Genomic DNA, 22,275 nt, shown 5'->3' on the forward strand with positions numbered 1-22,275 from the left:
TTGAAGCTTTTAACCTATCAGCCATTTTCATTGTACTCCAACGGGGGAGGTAACCGTATACTCCGCCGCTTGTTTAAAGGCCGGGAGGCGGATGTAATATCCCTGGTGGTGGAAGAAAACCCCCTGCACCCCCGCCAGGGCACCATTGCCGAAACTATTGTATACGCTGCACCCATTGTGCGCAAATGGGCGCGCTGGAAACTGCGTAACTTTCGTACCTGGTTAAGGCACGGGTTGTATAAACCCTCAACCATAAAAAAAGTACAGGCAGCAGCCCGTAAAATTGAATACGATGTATTGCATGTGATAGATCACGGCCCTTTTTCGGCAGCTTTATGTACCGATGAATTTTGCCGGGACAAGCCGCTTTGGGTATCCTTTCACGATCATTTTTCTACCACGTACGGGCTGCTCGAAAACAGCGCCGCTTTATGGAAACGAGCTAACCGCAGGCTGGTAATATCCGAGGAGCTTGGTAACGAATACGGCAGGCTGTTTGGCAAAGCCGAATACGAACTGATAACCGATGGCGTAACCGCAGCGGAAGTAAGCGAGCCCTTAAGCACGCCCGGCTCGCCGGTGGCGGTTTATTTTGCAGGGCTTTTGCACCTGGAGTATATTCCATTATTTAAAGTACTGGCCGATGCTTTGGACCTGCTGAGCAAGCAGGGCCATCAGTTTAAGCTGATATTGCGTGCCACGCAATACATGCCTTTTTTAGAGAACCGGGCCTTTAATACCGATTATCGCCCCATGACGCTGGATGATGCCGAGCTAAAGCGCGAGCTGGATAGTAGCGCTATACTTTACCTGCCCATAAAATTCACCCGGCCCGATTTTTACCTGTACAGTCTGTCTACAAAAATGGTTGGGTATTTGGGAGGTGCCGGGGCAATACTGTACCATGGCCCGCAGGACAGCGCAGCTTGCCACCTGCTTAAGAAAACACAGGCGGCTGTTTGCTGCGGGAATTTAGATGCCGAAAAGCTTTCGGCAGAAATTCTTAATTTGCTGGCAGATAATCACAAAATATCTGCCAACGCGAAAGTGCTGGCAAAAAAGCAGTTTGGGCTGGAGCGGATACAACAGCAGTTTTGGCACAAAGCAGAATAACTGCCATGTTGCTTATACCTGGTATTTGCTCACTTCTTCGCTGCTGATGATCTTATAACGCGATGTTAGGCATTTGGCACAGAAGAAACGTTGGATCGGAAAAAAAAGCGTCAATGGCTTCATTAACAGAGGCAATGGCTTTTTGTAATGAAAAGGTTGGTTGCAGCAATCGCAGTATAAAAAAGGTTTTTGCATGGTAGGTAGTGTATTACTATATATAATACAATTGGTTTGTTAAAGTATCGGCTAAGAACTTAAACAACAGCAAAAATTAAGAGGGGCTTAATGGAAACAAATATATTTATTACCTCGGTATTTTTATTAACGAATAGGTAATAATTACATTACAAAACAACAAACAGTTAAAATTATGGATTGTTTTTGATTTTGTTAAAAAAACACTATTTAACCACCTCAAAACCAATCTATTTTAAAATAGTATGCCCGATAATATAAATATCGTTTTTATATGCAGTTCGTTGGAGCAGGGGCACGATGGCGTGGGCGATTATACTCGGCGGCTGAGCGCCGCTTTAATAAAGGCGGGCCATAGCTGTGCGATACTATCCGTAAGCGACAGGCATACCGAAAATATATTGGAAAGCACCCAGCAGGCCGATGGTGTGGATGTACCAGTGCTTCGCCTGTCATCCGATATCGAAATAAAAAAACGCTTCGAGATAGCAAAAGAATGGGTGGATAAAATTGACCCGCAGTGGCTTAGTTTGCAGTTTGTACCATTTGGCTATCACCCCAAAGGTTTAAAGCTGGGTTTAAGTAAGATGCTACTCACCTTAAGTAAAGGCCGCAGATGGCATATGATGTTTCACGAGCTTTGGGTAGGCATGGCCAACGAGGAATCGAAAAAGCTGCATTTGTGGGGACAGGCTCAGCGCATTCTCATTAAATCGCTTATTAAAAATTTGAAGCCGGCTGTTATTCATACGCAAACGCGTTTGTACCAAACCCTTTTGGCAAAAATGAGCTTTAAAGCAGGGTATCTGCCTTTATATAGCAATATCCCGGTGGTTGGCAGCCAAAGCGGTGAGCGCGCTGCGGAGGGAGAAATATCCTTTGTGGTTTTTGGGGCGATACACGATAAGGCACCCATACAGCAATTTGCCAAAGAGGCCGCTCAATATGCCGATAAATTTAAGCGGCCCCTAACCTTAACCATTATAGGCCGGGGCAACAACGAGCAGCAACGATGGGCCGGCGCATGGGCCGAAGCAGGCTTACCGGTTAACCGCTTAGGCGAATTGCCGGCACGGCAGATCTCTGAAGTATTATCAGGAGCAACAATAGGCCTTTCGGCAACGGCATTGGCCGTGATAGAAAAAAGTGGTTCGTACGCCGCTATGCGCGAACACGGCTTGCATGTAATATCGGTATCCAAAGCATGGACACCCACCGGCGTAGCCAAACCGGCAATACCCGAAGGAGTTACCGAGTACACCATCGGCAACCTGGAGGAATGCATCGCCGACAGCAAATTTATTCCGTATGGCAGCAGCGTTGAGCAGGTTTCTGCTAAATTTGCCCGGGCCCTTATTAATTTAAAAGCGGAGTAGAAACCGGATGATCAAAAGAAAAATATGCCTTTTTACCGCGCACTCGCCAAAATTGGGTGGCGGCGGAGCAATATTAAGGAGCCTGGTGGCCAACCTGCCCGATCTCGACATCTTATGGACCTATATTGGAAACAGCCCCGTAGACGGTTATGAAGATGGTTATCTCGGCCCGGCGCTGATGGGCGGGCCACTGTTAAAAGATATCCTGCAAACCAGGCAGATGCTTAGTAACAGTAAACTTCCGTTTATCGATAATATCATCAAAAAACTGCTGGCGATAGATTGCGATGGCTACTGGATCGTATCGCACAACGAGGGATTGCGCATAGCCATTGAACTATCCACCCGCCAAACGGAACGCCCTGTACACATGACCGTACACGATGACTGGGCTGGCGCACTCTGCGCACGATCGTTACGGTACCGGTTTATGGCCGGTGCGGCACAAAAATTAACCATTACGGCGCTTAAAACCGTTCCATCGTTCGATCTCATCAGCGGCGGGATGCGCGATCATTACCGCAAGCTAAGCGCCCGCCGTGGCGAGGTGTGCCATCGTTATTTACCGGAGAGCGCCATATTAGCCGGCGATAAGCCGGATAATAAAAACGAAGTGCTGGTTGGCCATATCGGCTCCATCTACGATAAAAAAGACCTGTTTAATTTTATTACGCTGCTGAAGGAATTTTATCAGCAGGAAAATAAAAAAGTAACCCTGCAGATGTGGGGTTGCCATTTAAAGCCGGGCGATGTGCCGCAACCTTTGCAGGATAATATAAAGTTTTATGATACCCTGCCCGAAGATAAGGTGGTGCCGGAGCTGGCCAAGTGTGATTTTGTTTATTGTATGTACCCGCTCGGCAAGGCCTTGCGTACTTTTTCAAAAACCAGCCTGCCTACCAAGCTGAGTAGTTACTTGCAGGCTGCACGCCCCATTTTCGGGCACGGCCCGGCCGATAGTACGCTGGCCGAGTTTTTAGGCACCACAAAACTGGGCGGTATGTGGAGCGTGCGCGATAAACAGACGGGCTTTAAGGCGCTGGAAATGATTACTGCGCTAAATCCCGGCCCCGAACAATGGCAGGAGGCGCGCAGGCTTTACTTTGGCGAAAAAAACCTGCAGGTGATGAACAAGGCTTTAAACAGCAGGGAAATTAGCGGCAAGGATTAGTTTGCTGCATCGTTATTTGGGGCATATTTAATATCTTTCGGGCAATAAACATTATGTTGAATATAAAACCACGCGTTATAATAGGTAATTCGAGTATTTTTTTGGATGCCCTGCGTATAGGCGCTGCCTTAACGGTTTTATACATCCACGCTTTCGACCGCTGGTTCCCTACGCTGGCCCACCCGCAGTACGAGCCCGGCGAGCCCTCTCACGCGGCGGTAATCATCTTCTTCGTGCTATCAGGTTATGTAATAGCGCATACCACCATCAGCCGCAACCGTGGGGCTGTTATGTACGCTCAGGCACGTTTAAGCAGGCTGTGTTCCATTGTGATACCCGCGCTTGCTATTACTGCTGTGATAGCCTTTATTGTTAAACAGGCCGATCCGCAATTGCTTGCAGCTCACTCCCGCGGGCACGATTGGGTACGCTACATCGCATCCGGCTTATTTGTGAACGAGCTTTGGCTGTTTTCGGCAGCGCCGCCGCTTAACGGCTCGCTGTGGTCGCTTAGTTTTGAATTTTGGTACTACGCCATATTTGGCCTTTGGTTTTTCAGGAAGGGTGGCTGGAAATCGTTCTTATTACCCGTTGCCGCCGTACTGATAGCAGGCCCCAAAATTGTGGTGATGATGCCGGTTTGGCTGGCGGGTTACCTGGCTTATATCCTCCCGAGGCCATCTGTAAAAGCGGCCACCGCGTGGTTTTTTGTACTGATGGGGCTTTTCGCGGCCTGGCTCGCGGTAACTTATATCCCTTTTATCCCATATCGTATTGGCTATAAGCCGCTGTACTATGCCAACCAGTTTGTTACCGATTGGATAGTGGGCCTGTTTGTTGCGGCCACTTTGTGGATACTGCCAACCGGAGACCACCTCAGCACCGAGCATAAGTTTGCAAACGTATTCCGCAAAGCGGCAGACCTAACCTTCCCGCTGTATGTGCTGCATTTCCCGCTGCTGGTTTTGTGGCGGGCATTGTTTGGCTATAAAGCGTATGATATGGTGCAGCTTTGGCAGGCGCTTATCTCGGTATTGGTGGTGGCTTCTTTACTGGGTATTTTGCTGGAAATGCAGCGCCCCTTATGGACGAGGTTTTTTAAACAACTGTTTGGAACCTACAAACCCGTCGCCAAAAGCTAAAGCACCTGCACAATCAGGGTAAACAAACAATAAGCTTGGTTTTGGCTGATAATTACAATTTCAATGATTATAATTGTATATTCTTACAATTTTGTTAATTTGTATGATTATTTATAAAGAAATTTTATCCCGACGGGTTTGGTTTAGGTATTTATGAAGGTAGTTCTGTCGCACCCAACAGGGAATGAATTTGTAAGGGCGCTTATTAAAGCGCTATCAAAGCAAGGCATGTTGGCGGAGTTTGATACTACGGTGGCGGCAGATCCCGCTTCGGCATGGCTAAAGTTACTGCCTGGCAGTTTAAGGCAGGAGTGGCTGCGGCGTACCTATCCTGTTCCGCAGGCGGAGATCAACTCTTTCCCGCTGAGGGAACTGGGGCGGATGATACTGCCGCGTGCAGGTTTTAAAAACGCCGTAAAACACGAAACCGGCTGGGCCAGCGTAGATGCTGTATACCGTGGTTTGGATAGCGAAGTGGCCAGGCGGGTTTTAAGGCTTGCAAAAGAAAATAAGCCCGATGCCGTGTATGCCTATGAGGATGGCGCCTTGCAATCCTTCAGGGCGGCCAGGCAACAGGGGATAAGGTGTATATACGACCTGCCGATAGGCTACTGGCGGGCCGCAAGAGTAATGCTTGGTGCCGAGCGAGAGCGCTGGCCCGATTGGGCACCTACCTTAACCGGCCTGCGCGATTCGGAAGCTAAGCTGGCCCGAAAGGATGAGGAGATAAAACTGGCCGATAGTATTTTTGTAGCAAGCAGCTTCACCGCCAAAACGCTGCAATATTTTGAGGGAGCACTGCCACCGGTAAGTGTAGTGCCCTATGCTTTCCCGCCGGTGGTTAAGGAACGGTATTACGAAAAGGTAACGGGCCTGAGGCCCTTAAAATTACTTTTTGTGGGCGGCTTATCACAGCGTAAAGGCATTGCCGATATGTTTGCCGCGGTGAAAACTTTCGGGAACAAAGTAGAGCTTACCGTTGTTGGTAGTAAACTGGTTGATAACTGCGCAGTGCTGAACGAAGCTTTAACAAAGCACCGCTGGATCCCCAGCCTGCCGCACAATGAGGTTTTAAAGCTCATGCATCAGCACGATGTATTACTTTTCCCTTCGCTGTTTGAAGGGTTTGGGCTGGTAATAACCGAAGCGATGGCCCAGGGTACGCCGGTGATCACTACAGACAGGACCGCCGGCCCAGATATTATTACCGATGGCGGAGATGGCTGGCTGATACAGGCAGGCTCCACCGAAAAGTTGCAGGAGGCTATAGAAAATATATTGGTAAAGCCGGCAATGGTTGAAATTGCCGGGCGTGCTGCAATGGCAACCGCCCAAAAAAGGCCCTGGGAAGTTTACGGGCACGAATTAGTGAACGCTATAATTCATAATAATTAATTATGTTTAAGGTTTAATTATCTGCATTAATGAGTACAACTCTCGATAGAAATACGGCCGTAGTAGCAAGAAATACCGCGCTTAATGTGGAAAGTCGCATAAACCATGCGGCTGTGGTTGCTTCGCTAAAAAAGGGTATTTGGATATATTTCATATTGCTTATTATAGAAGGGGGGCTGCGCAAATGGATATTCCCTTCGCTTGCAACACCTTTATTGATCGTACGCGACCCTGTAGCTATATGGTTGCTGGTAACTGCCTGGCGCAATGGCTACCTGCCTTCCAATAATCACTTTTACGCAATGGTGTTCATCGGCAGTTGTGCATTATTTACAGCTATACTGGTGGGGCACCACAGCTTGCCTGTGGCAGCGTATGGCGCGCGCATCCTGCTTTTTCACTTCCCGCTTATATTTTTGATCGGGAAGGTCTTCGATAAAAATGATGTTTTAAGGCTGGGAACAATTGTGCTTTGGATGTCTATACCCATGTTTTTGCTTATTGCCATGCAATTTTACAGTCCGCAATCGGCATTTGTAAACAAAGGGATAGGTGCCGAATCGCAGGGCGGAGGCTTTAGCGGGGCCTTAGGGTATTTCAGGCCGCCCGGTACTTTTTCGTTTACAACGGGTAACACCCAGTTTTTTTCGCTGGTAGGGGTTTTTGTAGTTTATTTTTGGCTCAATATAGAGCAGGTGAACCGGATATTATTGATAGGCGCTACCATAGCGTTTATTGCCGCCATCCCTATTTCAATAAGCCGTGGCTTGCTTATCCAAACCGTACTAACGGGGGCCTTTGCGCTCGCATCAATTTCACGCACACCGAAGCTGTTGGGCAGGATGCTGGGTGCGGGGATAGGTTTGATCATCATAGTTGCCTTGCTGAGTAACTTACCGTTTTTTAAGAACGCTATCGAGGTGCTTACATCCCGTTTCGATACGGCTAAGGAAAGCGAGGGCACTCTTGATAACACTATTGTAAATCGTATTGGCGCGAGTATACTTGAGCCCTTTGTAAACTCGGAGCTGCCGTTTTTTGGCTTTGGAATTGGCATGGGCACCAACGCCGGTGCAAGATTACTCATTGGCCGGTCTGATGTGTTTTTGATTGCCGAAGGCGAGTGGGGTAGGATGATTGGAGAGATGGGTGCCATTTTTGGTATCGGCGCCATTTTAATAAGGATGCAGCTGGTTTTAAAAATGTTGATCCAGGCCTATAAACGCCTGAAAATAAACAATATGTTGCCCTGGCTGATGGTGAGCGTTAGCTTCCAGGCGGTTGCCCAAGGGCAATGGGCACAGCCTACGGCCTTAGGTTTCGGTGTAATTATGGGTGGTTTAACCATCGCGGCCATGAGACTGCCCGAACAGGAACAGCAGTATCAGCGGTATCAGGAACAACAAGCGCTGTTGCAGCAAGAACAACAAGAGCAGTTGCAACAACAAAAACAACAGGCCCAACCCACGGCCGGGGTATAATTATTTCGCATGGCCGTATCCCCACCCAAAATATTGATATACCGGCTCGGGAGCCTTGGCGATACGGTAATGGCGTTGCCGGCGTTCCATAAAATACGGCAGGCCTACCCGGATGCAGATATCACGCTGCTTACCAATAGCCCGGTGGCAAATAAAGCCGCCCCGCTTGCAAGCGTACTGGGGCAGGGCTACTTTTTTAACAGGGTGCTTGCTTACCCCGTTGGTACCCGCAGCCCGGCTGTTTTGCTTGGGCTGGTTAAACAAATAAGAGAACTAAAGATAGATACCGTTGTATACCTTGCTGGCGTACGTACTTTAAAAACGCTTGCAAAAACAAAATTAACCGTATTTAGAGACTGGCTGTTTTTTAAGGCCGCGGGCGTAAAAAACACTATCGGCTTCCCCTCGGTGCTGCCCGATTTTGAGCTATCAGTAGATGAGGCCACCGGCGACCTGGAGTGGGAGGCTAAAAGGCTTGCCCGCCGCGTAAAACTATTGGGCGATATAGCGCTTGATGATGATTCTTACTGGGACCTTAAGTTTAGCCCGGAGGAAATAAAAACAGCCGGCGAACAGCTGGCGCCGCTTGCTGCAGGCCTGCCTTTTATAGCAGCAAGTACCGGCACCAAAAGCCATGTGAACGATTGGGAGGAACATAACTGGCTGAATTTGTTACACCAGTTATCGCCTTTGTTACCGGGCTGGCAACTGGTAATGGTAGGCGGCCCGGATGAGTTTGACCTGGCAGGCAGGTGTATGGAAGCCTGGGGCGGCAAGGGGCTAAATTTGTGCGGACAAACCTCTCCGCGCGTATCGGGCATAATTTTAAAGCGGGCAAAAGTTTTTATAGGCCACGATAGCGGGCCAATGCATTTGGCGGCTGCCGGCGGCACACCATGCGCGGCGGTTTTTTCGGCAAGGCATTTTCCGAGGCAATGGTACCCGAGGGGTAACTTTAATAAGATAATTTACCACAAAACAGATTGCGCGGGCTGCGGGCTTGATGTTTGTGTGGTTCAGCAAAAAAAATGCATTTTATCTGTTACCGCGGATGAAGTTATTGGGGCGGTTATGGAGATCCTGGGTCGCGAAAAATCAAACAATACTAATATCCAAAAATGAAGCTGCTGCACATTATTGCAAGTATGGACCCCGCCAGCGGCGGCCCGTGCCAGGGCATAAGAAACACCAACCCCGAACTGATGCACAATGGCATCAGCAGGGAAGTAGTGAGCCTGGACGACCCTAACAGTGCGTTTTTGGGCATGGATAACTTTACCATTCACGCGTTGGGCCCCGCTAAAGGGCCATGGCAATATTCGCGGAAACTGAGACCCTGGCTTATTGCCAATATGGACCGTTTTGATGTGGTAGTGATCAACGGCTTGTGGCTGTATTCGAGCTTTGCCGGATGGAGCGTAAAGCGCGCACTGGAACGTAAGGCAAAAAAAATGGAGGTGCCCGCAAATGTGCCTAAACTGTATGTGATGCCGCACGGCATGCTCGATCCTTATTTTCAACGCGCACGCGATCGGCGGCTTAAGGCCATACGCAATTGGTTTTATTGGAAACTGATAGAACGCCGGGTGGTTAATGATGCCGATGGCTTGTTTTTTACCTGCGAGCTCGAATTGGAACTGGCCCGGCAGGCATTTTCGCCATATCACCCCAAAAAGGAAGTGAACGTTGGGTACGGTATCATTACCCCGCCGGAGCATACACCCGCTATGGATGAGGCTTTTTATAAAAAATGCCCCGAGATGAAGGGCAAACCCTTCCTGCTTTTTTTTAGCCGCATCCATAAAAAAAAAGGAGTAGACCTGCTTATAAAGGCATACGCAGAGATAGTGAATAAAACTATCCCCGAAACTGGCGAGCGTTATAAATTGGTTGTTGCCGGGCCGGGTTTAGAAAGCTCTTACGGCAAAATGCTGGAGCGGCTGATAGCCCATTACCCCGATCTGAAGAGTAATATAATTTTTACGGGGATGCTATCGGGCGATGTGAAATGGGGGGCATTGTATAATTGCGATGCTTTTGTATTGCCAAGCCACCAGGAGAATTTTGGCATAGCTGTAGTGGAGGCCCTTGCTTGTGCAAAACCGGTACTGGTATCTCACCAGGTAAATATCTGGAAGGAGATCCAAAGCGGTGGGGGTGGCGTCATCGCTTCCGATTCTATCGATGGCACGCAGCAGCTATTAAATACCTGGGTAAATTTATCCAAGGCTGAAAAAGATACGATGGGTAAAAATGCAGCGCAGGTTTTTAAAGATCATTTTAATATCGAACTGGTTGCCAAGCATTTTATAAAAGCGATCTTTACCGAACGATAACAACTATAAACCTACCGTTATTTTGGCGCGATGCCTGTTTTTTATAGGTGGGTTATGGCTGCCCGGGTTTCATAATAATTTAAATAAATATTTTTTGTTTTTGCTTTTAAGAAAAGGATACATAGTTACTGCTGAGGAGCCAGATATTTATATAAAAGCATAGCTGGTGTTAAAAATTTAAAAATTGAAGCTTTCCGTTGCTATAAATAAATAATATTGTTAAAAATTGTATAAGTTTAGTATTATTGCTTAAAATACTAATAAAGCGTAAAAACAATTATTGGTATCTGTAAAATTCAGTAGATGGCAGTTTTTAAAAGTAAGCATCGCGGATGCGCTACTTAAACAAAGGTTCGCGCTACGTTATTTTACTTATTAGTTACATGGTTAATCAGGACACACACACGGGGCCATCTTTTTCTGTTACCAATCGTGCGGCCAGGGTTTTATGGCAGTTAGTAGCCATCATATTCTTCAGGCTCTCACCAAAGCCCTTACACGGATGGCGATCCTTTGTGTTACGGTGTTTCGGGGCAAAAGTAGGCCGTGGTGTGCATGTTTACCCGGGCGTTAAAATATGGGCCCCCTGGAATTTGGTATTGCACGACGAATGTGGGGTAGCCAGCGGTGCCACCTTGTATTCGCAGGCGAAAATTACGATAGGCCGCAGGGCGGTAATTTCGCAGGGGGTAAATCTTTGTACCGGTACGCACGATTATACTAAAGCAGGGTCGCCATTAGTGGCGCGCCCAATTTACGTGGGCGATAATGTTTGGATAGCTGCCGAGGCGTTTGTGCACCCCGGTGTAACCATTGCAAATGGCTGTGTAATTGGGGCCCGCGCGGTAGTTGTAAATGATATGCCCGAGTGGATGGTTTGTTCCGGGCATCCCTGTAAGCCGCTTAAGGCAAGGGTAATAGTTAATTAACAAGAATTATGGGTTTTAATTGATGGTATCGGTACTAATACTCACTAAAAACGAAGAACAAGACCTGCCCGCCTGCCTTGCATCGGTAGCTTGGTGTGATGATATCCATGTTTACGATTCGTATAGTGATGATAGAACGGTTGAGATAGCTAAAGCTGCCGGTGCCTCGGTTACGCAGCGGGTGTTTGATAACTGGGCCGCCCATCAAAACTGGGGACTTAAAAATATAGCGTTTAAATACCCCTGGGTATTGTATATAGATGCTGATGAACGCGTATCAGAGGGCTTGCATAAATCTTTGCAGCTGTTTGATGTAAATAATGCAAACGCGGCATATGAGATACGCAGGCGCGATTTTGCCTGGAACGGAACCTGGTTAAAGCACGCGCAGGTTTCGCCGTTTTACCTGCGATTGTTTCGGCCCGAAAAAATGCGGTACGAACGATTGGTTAACCCGCTATCGATACCAGAAGGTAGCGTAGCAAGGCTGGAAGGCTATCTGGACCATTACCCTTTTAGCAAAGGGATAAAGTTTTGGTTTGCCAGGCATTTAGGTTACGCAGATATGGAAGCGGCAATGCGCCTGCAGCAAATGAACGCGGGCGAAAAATTTTCGGTAAAAAAGGCCTTATTTAGCGCCGATTTTACCCAGCGCAGGTATCACCAAAAAGGCTTGTTTTACAAGCTGCCCGGCAGGCCGCTTATTAAATGGCTGTATATGGTGGTGGTGCGGCGGGCGTTTTTAGATGGCCCGGCAGGTGTAACGTATGCTACAATGCAATCGATATACGAATATTTTATAGTGCTTAAAACAAAAGAGATGCTGCCTAAATAATGCAGGTGGCAAAAAAATAATATATTTATGCCATGCTGTAAGCGTAAGTGTGTAATTATAAGTAGTTAAAACTTATGTGTTTTATAAGTGCCGGTGTCTATGAATGTTTAACAAGTTTGCTTCATAAATTATTTTATCTTTAAAATATATATTCGGTGGTTTTTACCAAAAAAATGCGTTACCGGCCTTAGGCTCAGTTTATAAATGGACAAGAAAAAAATACTGTTAATAAGTCATAATTTCTCTCCTGAACCAATTGGTATTGGAAAATATAACGGCGAAATGCTTAGCTGGCTGGTTAACCGTGGCTATGACTGTACAGTAATTACCACTTTTCCGTATTACCCGTTTTGGAAAGTGCAGGAGCCCTACACAAACCGCTGGTATAAAAAGGAAGTGGTTTATAACGCCAAAAGCGATGCTACCCTAACCATATACCGTTGCCCATCTTACATCCCAAGCGACCCAACCGGAAAGCAGCGTGCCCTGCAGGATTTTTCTTATTGGGTAACTAAGTTTTTTATGGTTTTTAAGCTCGTCTTTTTTAAACAAAAATTTGATCTTATTATCACTATTGCCCCGCCATTCCATTTAGCCTATTTGGGGCTGATGCTGAAGAAATTTAACGGTGGTAAATTGCTGTACCATATCCAGGATATGCAGATAGAAGCCGCGCGCGACCTTAAGCTCTTCTCCAAGAAAACAGTATTGGCCGGCCTGTTTAAGGTTGAGCACAAAATTTTGAAAGACGCGGATTTTGTGAGCAGCATATCCAACGGTATGATCAGAAAAATTAAGGCCAAGGTGGATAGGGAGATCTCATTTTTCCCTAATTGGGTAGATACCGATTATTACTTCCCGCTGCCTAACCGCGAAAAGCTGAAAACAAAATGGGGCTACAAGCCCGATGATATTGTTTACCTGTACTCGGGGGCGGTTGGCGTAAAGCAACGGTTAGAACGGATACTGGTTACTGCCGAGCAGTTGCTGAACCACCAGCACATTAAATTTATCATTTGCTCATCGGGCCCATATAAAGATCAGCTGCACGAGCAGGCCAAGCGTAAAGGCCTCAATAATATTTCGTTTTTGCAGGTGCAGGAAAAGGAAGTGTTTAACGAGTTTTTAAACATGGCCGATATACACCTGGTATTACAGATAGCTGATGCCGGCGACCTGGTGATGCCATCAAAACTAACCACCATCCTGGCTGTAGGCGGTGCCAGCATCATTACAGCATCAAAAGGTACGTCGTTGTACGATATGGTGCACGATTATGATTTTGGCTATGTTGTAGAGCCGCAGGACAAAGACAACCAGGATCTGTTGACGAACCAGATCCTCCAGATAAAGCTTGATGACGACCTGGAATACAAAAGGGAGAATGCCCGCAAATATGCGGTGCAATACCTTAATGTAGATAAGGTGATGAACAAGTTTGTAGACGACTTTTTAGACTGATATCCTCTCCCCGGTACTTCTTTAAGATATAGCGCGCTTTCTCTTTATTATTAGTTGAGTTTTAGATCGCTGATAACCGGTTTATGATCCGACATTTTTTTCTCGATGGTTTTGTAGGTAAGAACATCAAACTGCGGGCTTACCAAAATGTAGTCGATCTGCAGGGGGAACAGGCTGTAATAAGTGGTTTGAAAGCCGCTTCCTTTTTCTAAAAAGGCGTTTTTCATGCCCTGGCTTACCTCATTTACCGAGAATGAGTTTGGGTTGTCGTTAAAATCGCCTGTGATGATATATGGGTAGGGGCAGGTACGTATATGGTTTTTTATTTTGTCTACCTGGAAACTCCTGTAAACGTTTGCTGCAGAGATCCTGCCTTTTATAAAAAATAGCTTCTCGAAGCTGAATAACCCCCCTTTCAGAAACCTTTTCTTTTGCTTGTCATTCATGGTTACCGCTGCCAGGTGCAGGCTATAAATCCTTATTGTTTTTTTGTTGTAAAGTATATCTGCAAAAATAGCTTCGGTATTTAACAACGAGGCAGTAGTATCAACCACGCCGCTTTTTAAAATAGGGTATTTAGAAAATATCGCGTTACCCAATGAATCCCGTTTGTCTGCAAAATACTTATAATAGTAACCCATCTTAAGCGTGGTTTGTAGTTGGTTTATAAGCGTATCGGTCTTTTTTGGGGCTTTTGCAAATTCTACCATCGTTAAAATATCCGGTTCCTGGTTCGTTATCAGGTCAAACACTTCATCCTGGATGGGCTGGTCTAAAAACCTGTCTAAGCCCGTAAACTTATGTACGTTATATTGCATCACCCTTAAAGTGCCCGCAGAAACGGTTTGCGGTTGTACACTTTTACCCCGGAAGCCAAAGTAATGCGTCATGGTGCTATATCCCAATAAAAATGGCAACAAAGAGATCAGCATGAAGATAGGTTTTCTGAAAACCCAGTAAAATATAAATAGGAGGCTGCCAAACGCTATATATAAATAACCAAAACCTAATATCGCTATGAAATCGTAATCGCGCGGATCGGTCACGGGCGCCAGGTACGACAATAAAAGCGCTACTACCACAAAAATATTAAGGCCTAAAACAATCTTATCAAAAAGGGTAAATCTTTTATTGTTTTTTGAAGGTTTCATCAGAAAGGGTCTTTATAAAATTTCCTAAAAGTACAGTTTCTGGGTATTTAAAAGAAATAACGTAATAAACAAATGCATTAAAATGCGGTAAAGAAAAGCGGTTTTTATTAAAAAAATCACAAAATTTGTGTTTGTTATTTATATTTATCACCACTATTGGCGACGAAATCTTTTTTATCTATGTTTACCTTATAAAATGAGGAAGTGGCTTAAACGAAATTACTACAGGCTTATCAACTATAACAACAGTGTTAAAATTGGCAGCGGCGTAGAATTTAACATCCACAATGTTTTTGAAGGGCATAATGTTGTAGGGGCCGATGCCATTATCGGCACCACCTATATAGGCTATGGCACCTACATATCAAACGGATCGGTAATAAAAGATACCAGCATAGGCCGGTTTTGCTCTATTGGCAGTAATATACAAACAGGGCTGGGCCGCCATCCTTCAAAAGATTTTGTATCTACACATCCTGCCTTTTTTTCAACCCAAAAACAGGCTGGGTTTACGTTTGTAAGCGAAACGATATTTGAAGAGTTTTTATACGCCGATGAACAGAACAAACGCATTGTAACCATAGGCAACGATGTGTGGATAGGTAACAACGCTATTATTGTGGATGGCGTTAAAATTGGCGATGGGGCAATTATTGCAGCCGGCGCAATTGTTACCAAGGATGTAGAACCCTATGCAATTGTTGCCGGTATACCGGCAAAATTTATAAGATACAGGTTTACGCCTGAAGAGATTGTCGGCCTGTTACGCATTAAATGGTGGGACTGGAGCCCCGAAAAAATAAAAGCCAGCAGCCACCTTTTTAAAAATATAAACCAATTTATCGCGGAGGCAGATCGGCCGACCTGATGAAACAGGGTTATCCAAATTACCACAGGCCTTTTTATATCAAACAACAAATACCTTAACTGAATGAAGCGCAAAAGAAAAATAGATGTAAATTATTTTATAATGCTGGCGTTTTTGCTGTTATCGGCAAACGCTAATATACTTTCATCTACCATGGTGGCCTGGGGTATAGCTATTGCATCGTTACTGGGATATGCTATCACAAAAAGGTTAATTACCCGCAAAGATGTCAACATCATTGCTATATTTTCGGGCGTGTATCTGCTGTTTGTAAGCCTCCGCTTCTTTTTAGTTAACGACCTGGAGACGGATTATTTATACAGCGATTACTTATTTCTGTTTAAATATATTTTGTTAAGCTTTATTGTATGCACCATACTGCGCGATAAGCTGCTGGCCTACTTTGTAAAGGTAATGGTACATCTCACTATCGTATCCTTAGTGTTTTTCGGGCTGCAGTTGCTTTCGCCGGTTACTATGTATAAATTGTTTGCCACGTTAAACTTCCCAACGGGCAATACTATCCCCGGGTATACAAACGCACTGGTGTTTACCTATACGCAGGGCTTTCACGATTTTAGCAACTCGGGCTTTGTTTGGGAACCCGGCGCATTTGGTTGTTTTTTGGTGTTAACGTTAATGTTCCACTTCTTTTTAAACAGTTTTAAATACGATAAAATAACCATCTTACTTATCATAGCCAATATCACCACGTTTTCTACAACCAATTACCTGGGCTTATTGGTGCTTATATTTTTATCGTACAGGTTTAGGGTGCCCAAGATCAACTTGTATGTATTGATACTAGTGCCATCCATAATTTTAGCATTCATTTTCATCCCCTTTTTGGCAGATAAGATAGCTGATACCTACCAGGAAGATATGCGCGACCTTAAGCACTTAAAGGTGCTGGAGAAATACTATCACCACAACCGTATGGAGATACCTTTAAACCGATTCTCCAGCATGTGGCATATTCTGGATACGTTTGGTAATAAACTTATTTTAGGCGTTAGCAACAAGTACAACGAGGTGCTAAACAAATCCTACACAGTGAATATATCAAACGGAGTGTTTGATTTTATTGCAAAATTTGGCGTGGTTGGTTTACTATATCTGCTGTTTAAGTATGTGAGGTTTTGCAAGCCATACCTGCGCAACTGGGAAAATATAGTTTATTGCGTTGTTATTTTGCTGGTGCTGAGCTTTGGCGAGCCGATTTTATTTTTGCCTATCATCATGATGTTTTTATTTATAAGGTTTAAGCAAAAAGGCTTTAGCAGGTATAGAAACAACGAAGAAGACGAGGAGGTGGAAGAAAATCCCCACGCGTATGCAAAATGAGCTTAATAACGGCAACTGCGCTGTACTTATTGCCTGTTACAATCGCAGGGAGAAAACTGTTGGCTTCCTGGATAGCCTAAGCAGGCAGGAAGGTTTTGCAAGCGTCAACCCCGATATATACCTGCTGGATGATGGCTCTACCGATGGTACCGCGGATGCGGTAGCCACGGCCTTTCCGGAGGTGAAAATTGTAAAGGGTAGCGGTAACTTATTTTGGGCGGGCGGCATGCGCACCGTTTGGAGCCATGCAATTGCGCAAAAGCACTACAACTTTTTTTTGCTTTATAATGATGACGTGGTATTAATGGATGGGTCGCTTAAGCGGTTTATTGGCACTTATACCCAATTAGCTGCAAGTGGGGTAGTGCTGGTAGGTTCTACCTTAAGCCCGGTAAGCAAGCAAATGTCTTACGGGGGGCGAGCCCTGTACAATATAAAACATGCCGCCTATTACCCGCTTACGCCGCCTGATGTAACACCCATTCCCTGCCACCTGGGTAATGCCAATGTATTTTTGGTTGATGCTGCGGTGGTAGAAAAGATAGGCATATTTTGCGATGCTTACACCCACTACCTGGCCGATTACGATTACACATTAACCGCCTTTAAGGCTGGCCTGCAGGTATTGCTTGCACCGGGCTTTTACGGCTACTGCGAGCACGACCATGGTGCTAACTGGCTTTCGGGCAAGCAACCTCTTAAAAAGCGTATAAACTACCTCTACAGCGTAAAAGGGCTGGCTTATAAAGAATACCTGTTTTATATTAAAAAGCACTTCCCGGCCGATTATTTTGGCGCCTTTGTTAAATTGTGGATGAAAACACTGTTCCCTATTATATGGGATAAGTTTAAAAAAACAGCCGATTGAAAGTAGTAATATTAAATAACGACTTTAGGGCATACTGGAAAGGCAGGCTTATATACCTGCATCAAAGTATGGCGGCGCAGGGCGTAAGCATTTTTGCGGTGGAGTTGTTTGGTAAAGGATCGCCGTACGCGTTTGATACCGTAAATGCGGGCAACGACTGGTGGAGTTGTTTATTCCCGGATAAAAGCGCAGATGAACTGCCGAAAGAGGAGATCAAAAAAAGCATTTTCTCGGCGCTTGATAAAATAAACGCCGATGTTATCATAGCGCCTTCTATTGTGTTTTATGCAGGCGCGCTGGGCATTGCCTGGGCAAAAAAACGCGACCGCAAGTTTGTAATGTTTGATGATGCCCGCCCCGCACAGGTTAAACGCAACTTTGTGGTGCAGTGGGTTAAAAACCTTATCACCAGCCAGGCCGATGCGTTTTGGCTCCCTTCCAAAAGCTACGATAGCGCATACGCGAATTTTAAGCAACAGGGTCTTCATTATTTTTATGGGTTTGCTTGTATTGATAACGATTTGTTTAGGCGCAATCCAGGCCTGCCACCGGCCGGTAAAACCATTATTTGCGTAGCACGCCTGGTATCCATAAAAAATATTGAGGGCTTATTGGCGGCATGGCAAATTGTAGAACAGCAGAATACTGGTTACCGCTTACTGATAGTAGGAGACGGCCCCGAGGGTGAAAAACTAAAGCAGCAAAAGGATGCCCTTAAATTAAGCGCTGTGGAGTTTGTTGATGCTGTGGATAACAATACCCTGCCGACCTATTTTGCGCAGGGAGAAGCCTTTATTTTGCCCAGTTTTTCTGAAACGTGGGGCCTGGTGGTTAACGAGGCCATGGCGGCGGGTTTGCCCGTGTTGCTTAGCCGTACCGTAAATGCCGCTACCGACCTTTTGAAGGATGGCCAAAACGGGTTTGGGTTTGATGCATTTAATGTTGGCGATATAGCCGCCGCCATATTAAAATATACCCAATTAGATGATAGCGCAAAGGCAAAGATGGGTGCAAGCTCGCAGGCTATTATAGCCGGTATGAGTTATGAGAAAATGGCCGAACAGTTAATGACAGCGCTGGCGGTTATTAATGCTAAGCCATATAAACGCCCGGGTTTAATTGCCGTGGCCATCATTAATAACTGGCACGGCCGGTACAATACGTCGGGTTGGGATAAATTATAAGCCGGGGAAGAGTTTAAAACGCGTTCTCATCGCCTTTCAGGCTGTTCCAGATGGTAAGGAAGATGATCTTCATATCAAACAGGAACGACCAGTTCTCCAGATACCACACGTCAGCTTCCACACGTTTAAGCATCTGTTCGGTAGTTGCGGTTTCACCGCGTAGGCCATTTACCTGTGCCCAGCCGGTAATACCCGGTTTTAAAAAATGCCTCACCATAAACCTGTCTATCAATTGCGAATACTGTATGGTATGGCTCAGCATGTGTGGGCGCGGGCCTACGGTAGACATGTTGCCTATCAGTACATTAAAAAACTGTGGCAGCTCGTCTATACTGGTACGGCGCAAAATGGCGCCCAGCCGGGTTATGCGCGAGTCGTTCCTAACGGCCTGTTTACTGTCGCTGTGATTATTGATGCGCATACTCCTGAATTTATAGCACCAAAACGGATTATTATCCCGGCCCGAGCGCAGCTGCTTAAACAATACGGGGCCTTTAGATTCTAATTTTATGAGTATGGCCAGTATAGGGAACAGCCAGCTAAAGAAGAAGATGATCACTATCAGCGAAAAGCAAATATCAAACAAGCGCTTCATAGAGCGGTTAAGCATGTTTTCCAACGGCTCGGCTCGTACCGATATTACCGGTATATGGCCAAAGCTTTGGATTAAAACGGGTTTAATACCGTAATCGTAATATTCGGGTACTATTTTAAAACGTATCAGGTTCTTTTCGGCGTCTGATAATAGTTTTTCTATTTTTTGGGATTCGGCAACCGGCAGCGTACAAAATATTTCATCTATTTTGTTGTTGAGCACATAGCTGATGCACTCATCTGTAGAGCCGAGGTATTTACCCGTTTTCCCGGTTTGTACTGGGTTATCATCAAAAAAGCCAATAAGCTTATAGCCCCTGTCGGGGTTGCCGGCAAAAAACCGCTGCAAATCGTTACTTATGCGGCCGCTGCCAACTATGATCACCTTGCGCGAGTCGAATAGTGATGCTCTGTCGCTTTTGCGGATGGCCAAAAATATGATCTTCCAAAGCCATAGCAAGAGGCCGATTAATGCAGATGCGTATATGAGGTAGGTGTGTGTTATGTAATATGCTTTAATACCAACAACAGCTACTATTATAGCAATAAGGGTTATAAAAATAAGGTAGGTTTTTATAACGTTACGGAACGTGTTTACCGAGTCTTTATTTAAAACCTCATCATACAGGCGCGTTAAGTTTGCTGATAACAGCCAGGTAAGGTTAAAAACTAATACAATGGGCAAATAGTGCTGGCTGGGAGGCCATAAGATATCTTTTTCGGTAGCTACTAAGTAGTAAGCTATCACCATACCCATGTTTAAAACTATGTAATCAGTAACCAGATTGATAGTTTTAAAGAATGTAGCGTAGCGATGAACCATTTATAACAATTATTTAACTGATGACGGGCAATCTAATAAACAACCCTCCATCAAATGTTTGTACCCGGCAGAGGGCATATAAATTTGCTAAAACTTGTAAGCGTTCAATAAAACCTGTTTTTTATACCGGCTGTTTATTTTACGCATAAACAAAGCCCAATTGCTTTATTATTTTGAGCACTAAATTATACTTTTTTTGCGAAACTATACTTTATAAGTTCTGCGTTAATTTTAACGCATATAAGCAGGCCAAATATTACTATTTAATGCCCGGCATTTAAGCACCGGCTAATAAAATTCTTGCGCTTAAAACGCTTTATATACAGGGGGGAGGGAGCGGTAATTGTTAGCGGGCTTAATATATACATGCTTTTTAAAAAGCGTGTTTATCGCCAACCAGGGTTTTCCAAAAAGTAAGGAAAATGATCTTCAGATCGAGCAGCAGGCTCCAGTTTTCGATATACCAGATATCGTAGTTAACGCGGGCCATCATCAGCGAGGGGTCGCTGGTTTCTCCTCTAAAACCATTTACCTGTGCCCAGCCGGTTATGCCGGGTTTAACCAGGTGCCTTACCAGGTAGTTATCTATAACCCCTTTCGATTCGAGGTTTAACGGCGTAGGGTGAGGGCGGGGGCCCACCACAGACATACTACCCAGTAACACGTTGATGAATTGCGGAAACTCATCCAAATTTGATTTTCTTAAGAAGGCGCCAATTTTGGTTATCCTCGGGTCGTTCTTTTTAGCCTGCTGGTATTTTCCGCTGCTTTCGTCAACGTCTTTAGAAACCGCCTTCATCGAGCGAAATTTATAGCATTTTATCTTTGCATTCTTTTTACCCCAGCGCTCCTGTATGAAAAATACCGGGCCCTTCGAGCTTAGTTTAATAGCTATCGCGATGATAGGGAACAGCCATGAGCACACCAGCACCAATACAAGCGAACTGAACACGATATCAAAAAGCCGTTTTATCGATCGCAGATGGATCTCATCCAAAGGCTCGTGCCTAAGGGTGATCATCGGGAAGCCGTTAAATATACTTACGTTATACTGCGAGTTTATCAGCTCGTGGTAGGCCGGTATAATACGCAGTTTTACCGTGTTGCGGCCAACTACGCTGGCAATGTGTTTAATTTTATTGTGGGCCCTGTTTGGCAATGCTACTACCACCTCGTCAAACTCTACCGAGTGGTTTTCCATCATTTCGTCAATTTTATCAACGGTACCTAAGTACTTACCGTTAAGGTAGGGTTTTTGTTCGTCATCCAAAAAGCCAACAATTTCGTAACCCAGGTGCACGTTGCCATCAATGATGTTAGAAAACTCCATACCGGTTTTACCGCCTCCAATAACCAGGATGCGCTTTTTGTTCATCCCTTTTTTTTGCAGAAAAAGCATTAATCTTTTATAAAAAACTTTTTCCAGTGGTATTAATATGCTTAACAGAACGATATAAAAAAGTAAAAAACGCTTACTGTTGTATGTTTGATGCGACGTGAAAAAGAAAAGTATAACCAAACATGCCTGTATAAATATGCTGTTGGCAGTTTTATACAGGTTCGCAGTAATAGATTTGGAGTTAAAATCGTCTGATGATTTAGTAGACCGCGAAGAGAAATACCAGCCTATTATAAGTAAAGGCAACATCCAAACGTTTATGAGGAAAAAATTGCGGCCATATACTTTTGTAAGAATATAAAACGCAAGGATGAAGCAAACGGTTAGAAGAAGTACCTCGTTAACAAAACGGAAAAAATTGAAGCGGTATTTATATCTTAATTCCATAAAAAAATATAAATCAATGTGATGTTTACCTTAGGCAATTTATTAAAAATTTAATTAGTATATCTAATTTTACCTTAAAGGTAAACAAAATATAGCATATTCCAAACCCGAATAACGATCTGTTATACTAACTGATTAGCAGCTGCTTAACTCAAAAAAACATGTGTATCCCAAACCCATTGCATGAGTTTCTTTCGCGCCGTTTAAATAGCACGAATGCGTA

18 protein-coding genes are annotated in these 22,275 nt (G+C 44.9%); 15 read left to right on the forward strand and 3 right to left on the reverse strand.

What is annotated here, in order from left to right; all coding sequences use genetic code 11:
* The 11 genes from IDJ77_RS14400 to IDJ77_RS14450 all read left to right on the forward strand — a co-directional run bounded on the left by IDJ77_RS14400 (position 1) and on the right by IDJ77_RS14450 (position 13,434).
* Positions 1 to 1,113, forward strand: a complete 1,113-nt coding sequence (locus tag IDJ77_RS14400; protein WP_191189673.1) for a glycosyltransferase family protein — start codon at positions 1 to 3, stop codon at positions 1,111 to 1,113.
* Between the two features lie 440 nt (positions 1,114 to 1,553).
* Positions 1,554 to 2,684 carry a glycosyltransferase family protein gene (locus tag IDJ77_RS14405; protein ID WP_191189674.1) on the forward strand — a complete coding sequence of 377 codons (1,131 nt, stop codon included), beginning with the start codon at positions 1,554 to 1,556 and terminating at the stop codon, positions 2,682 to 2,684.
* Between the two features lie 7 nt (positions 2,685 to 2,691).
* On the forward strand, positions 2,692 to 3,855 hold the full coding sequence (locus IDJ77_RS14410; protein ID WP_191189675.1) for a glycosyltransferase family protein: 1,164 nt from the start codon (positions 2,692 to 2,694) through the stop codon (positions 3,853 to 3,855).
* A gap of 53 nt (positions 3,856 to 3,908) precedes the next feature.
* Complete coding sequence (locus IDJ77_RS14415; protein ID WP_191189676.1) at positions 3,909 to 4,997, forward strand: acyltransferase family protein; 1,089 nt, start codon at positions 3,909 to 3,911, stop codon at positions 4,995 to 4,997.
* 153 nt (positions 4,998 to 5,150) lie between these two features.
* On the forward strand, positions 5,151 to 6,392 hold the full coding sequence (locus IDJ77_RS14420) for a glycosyltransferase family 4 protein (RefSeq protein ID WP_191189677.1): 1,242 nt from the start codon (positions 5,151 to 5,153) through the stop codon (positions 6,390 to 6,392).
* A gap of 29 nt (positions 6,393 to 6,421) precedes the next feature.
* Positions 6,422 to 7,873, forward strand: a complete 1,452-nt coding sequence (locus IDJ77_RS14425; protein ID WP_191189678.1) for a hypothetical protein — start codon at positions 6,422 to 6,424, stop codon at positions 7,871 to 7,873.
* Between the two features lie 9 nt (positions 7,874 to 7,882).
* Positions 7,883 to 8,995: a glycosyltransferase family 9 protein gene (locus IDJ77_RS14430; RefSeq protein ID WP_191189679.1), complete on the forward strand. Its 1,113-nt coding sequence runs from the start codon at positions 7,883 to 7,885 to the stop codon at positions 8,993 to 8,995.
* Positions 8,992 to 10,209 (forward strand): glycosyltransferase, encoded by a 1,218-nt coding sequence (locus IDJ77_RS14435; protein WP_191189680.1) that lies wholly within the window; start codon positions 8,992 to 8,994, stop codon positions 10,207 to 10,209. The genes IDJ77_RS14430 and IDJ77_RS14435 overlap by 4 nt, the downstream gene beginning before the upstream one ends.
* A 332-nt stretch (positions 10,210 to 10,541) precedes the next feature.
* Positions 10,542 to 11,138, forward strand: coding sequence for an LbetaH domain-containing protein (locus IDJ77_RS27950; protein WP_317174344.1), 597 nt, complete (start codon positions 10,542 to 10,544; stop codon positions 11,136 to 11,138).
* Positions 11,139 to 11,160: 22 nt separating this feature from the next.
* Positions 11,161 to 11,973 carry a glycosyltransferase family 2 protein gene (locus tag IDJ77_RS14445; RefSeq protein ID WP_191189681.1) on the forward strand — a complete coding sequence of 271 codons (813 nt, stop codon included), beginning with the start codon at positions 11,161 to 11,163 and terminating at the stop codon, positions 11,971 to 11,973.
* Positions 11,974 to 12,177: 204 nt separating this feature from the next.
* Positions 12,178 to 13,434, forward strand: a complete 1,257-nt coding sequence (locus IDJ77_RS14450) for a WcaI family glycosyltransferase (RefSeq protein WP_191189682.1) — start codon at positions 12,178 to 12,180, stop codon at positions 13,432 to 13,434.
* A gap of 50 nt (positions 13,435 to 13,484) precedes the next feature.
* On the opposite strand, the gene IDJ77_RS14455 is transcribed toward IDJ77_RS14450, so the two are convergent.
* Positions 13,485 to 14,585 (reverse strand): endonuclease/exonuclease/phosphatase family protein, encoded by a 1,101-nt coding sequence (locus IDJ77_RS14455; protein ID WP_191189683.1) that lies wholly within the window; start codon positions 14,583 to 14,585, stop codon positions 13,485 to 13,487.
* Positions 14,586 to 14,781: 196 nt separating this feature from the next.
* On the opposite strand from IDJ77_RS14455, the gene IDJ77_RS14460 reads away from it, so the two are divergent.
* The 4 genes from IDJ77_RS14460 (at position 14,782) to IDJ77_RS14475 (ending at position 18,849) form a co-directional block, all read left to right on the forward strand.
* Entirely contained in the window at positions 14,782 to 15,453 is a 672-nt protein-coding gene (locus IDJ77_RS14460; RefSeq protein WP_191189684.1) for a CatB-related O-acetyltransferase, read from the forward strand.
* Between the two features lie 63 nt (positions 15,454 to 15,516).
* Positions 15,517 to 16,797 carry a hypothetical protein gene (locus tag IDJ77_RS14465; protein ID WP_191189685.1) on the forward strand — a complete coding sequence of 427 codons (1,281 nt, stop codon included), beginning with the start codon at positions 15,517 to 15,519 and terminating at the stop codon, positions 16,795 to 16,797.
* Entirely contained in the window at positions 16,787 to 17,665 is an 879-nt protein-coding gene (locus IDJ77_RS14470; protein ID WP_191189686.1) for a glycosyltransferase family 2 protein, read from the forward strand. The genes IDJ77_RS14465 and IDJ77_RS14470 overlap by 11 nt, the downstream gene beginning before the upstream one ends.
* Entirely contained in the window at positions 17,662 to 18,849 is a 1,188-nt protein-coding gene (locus tag IDJ77_RS14475; RefSeq protein ID WP_191189687.1) for a glycosyltransferase family 4 protein, read from the forward strand. The genes IDJ77_RS14470 and IDJ77_RS14475 overlap by 4 nt, the downstream gene beginning before the upstream one ends.
* Positions 18,850 to 18,862: 13 nt before the next feature.
* On the opposite strand, the gene IDJ77_RS14480 is transcribed toward IDJ77_RS14475, so the two are convergent.
* Together IDJ77_RS14480 and IDJ77_RS14485 are read right to left on the reverse strand one after the other, a co-directional pair.
* Positions 18,863 to 20,266 (reverse strand): undecaprenyl-phosphate glucose phosphotransferase, encoded by a 1,404-nt coding sequence (locus IDJ77_RS14480; RefSeq protein ID WP_191189688.1) that lies wholly within the window; start codon positions 20,264 to 20,266, stop codon positions 18,863 to 18,865.
* A 373-nt stretch (positions 20,267 to 20,639) separates the two neighbouring features.
* Positions 20,640 to 22,052, reverse strand: a complete 1,413-nt coding sequence (locus tag IDJ77_RS14485; RefSeq protein WP_191189689.1) for an undecaprenyl-phosphate glucose phosphotransferase — start codon at positions 22,050 to 22,052, stop codon at positions 20,640 to 20,642.
* Positions 22,053 to 22,275 lie beyond the last annotated feature (223 nt).

The organism is Mucilaginibacter pankratovii (assembly GCF_014773265.1).
GTDB lineage: Bacteria > Bacteroidota > Bacteroidia > Sphingobacteriales > Sphingobacteriaceae > Mucilaginibacter > Mucilaginibacter pankratovii.

Excerpts from the sequence above, each read along its gene's own strand:
- IDJ77_RS14405 (WP_191189674.1), top strand. The coding sequence starts at position 1,554 with ATGCCCGATAATATAAATATCGTTTTTATATGCAGTTCGTTGGAGCAG.
- IDJ77_RS14410 (WP_191189675.1), top strand. The coding sequence starts at position 2,692 with ATGATCAAAAGAAAAATATGCCTTTTTACCGCGCACTCGCCAAAATTG.
- IDJ77_RS14415 (WP_191189676.1), top strand. The coding sequence starts at position 3,909 with ATGTTGAATATAAAACCACGCGTTATAATAGGTAATTCGAGTATTTTT.
- IDJ77_RS14420 (WP_191189677.1), top strand. The coding sequence starts at position 5,151 with ATGAAGGTAGTTCTGTCGCACCCAACAGGGAATGAATTTGTAAGGGCG.
- IDJ77_RS14425 (WP_191189678.1), top strand. The coding sequence starts at position 6,422 with ATGAGTACAACTCTCGATAGAAATACGGCCGTAGTAGCAAGAAATACC.
- IDJ77_RS14430 (WP_191189679.1), top strand. The coding sequence starts at position 7,883 with ATGGCCGTATCCCCACCCAAAATATTGATATACCGGCTCGGGAGCCTT.
- IDJ77_RS14435 (WP_191189680.1), top strand. The coding sequence starts at position 8,992 with ATGAAGCTGCTGCACATTATTGCAAGTATGGACCCCGCCAGCGGCGGC.
- IDJ77_RS27950 (WP_317174344.1), top strand. The coding sequence starts at position 10,542 with ATGCGCTACTTAAACAAAGGTTCGCGCTACGTTATTTTACTTATTAGT.
- IDJ77_RS14445 (WP_191189681.1), top strand. The coding sequence starts at position 11,161 with ATGGTATCGGTACTAATACTCACTAAAAACGAAGAACAAGACCTGCCC.
- IDJ77_RS14450 (WP_191189682.1), top strand. The coding sequence starts at position 12,178 with ATGGACAAGAAAAAAATACTGTTAATAAGTCATAATTTCTCTCCTGAA.
- IDJ77_RS14455 (WP_191189683.1), bottom strand. The coding sequence starts at position 14,585 with ATGAAACCTTCAAAAAACAATAAAAGATTTACCCTTTTTGATAAGATT.
- IDJ77_RS14460 (WP_191189684.1), top strand. The coding sequence starts at position 14,782 with ATGAGGAAGTGGCTTAAACGAAATTACTACAGGCTTATCAACTATAAC.
- IDJ77_RS14465 (WP_191189685.1), top strand. The coding sequence starts at position 15,517 with ATGAAGCGCAAAAGAAAAATAGATGTAAATTATTTTATAATGCTGGCG.
- IDJ77_RS14470 (WP_191189686.1), top strand. The coding sequence starts at position 16,787 with ATGCAAAATGAGCTTAATAACGGCAACTGCGCTGTACTTATTGCCTGT.
- IDJ77_RS14480 (WP_191189688.1), bottom strand. The coding sequence starts at position 20,266 with ATGGTTCATCGCTACGCTACATTCTTTAAAACTATCAATCTGGTTACT.
- IDJ77_RS14485 (WP_191189689.1), bottom strand. The coding sequence starts at position 22,052 with ATGGAATTAAGATATAAATACCGCTTCAATTTTTTCCGTTTTGTTAAC.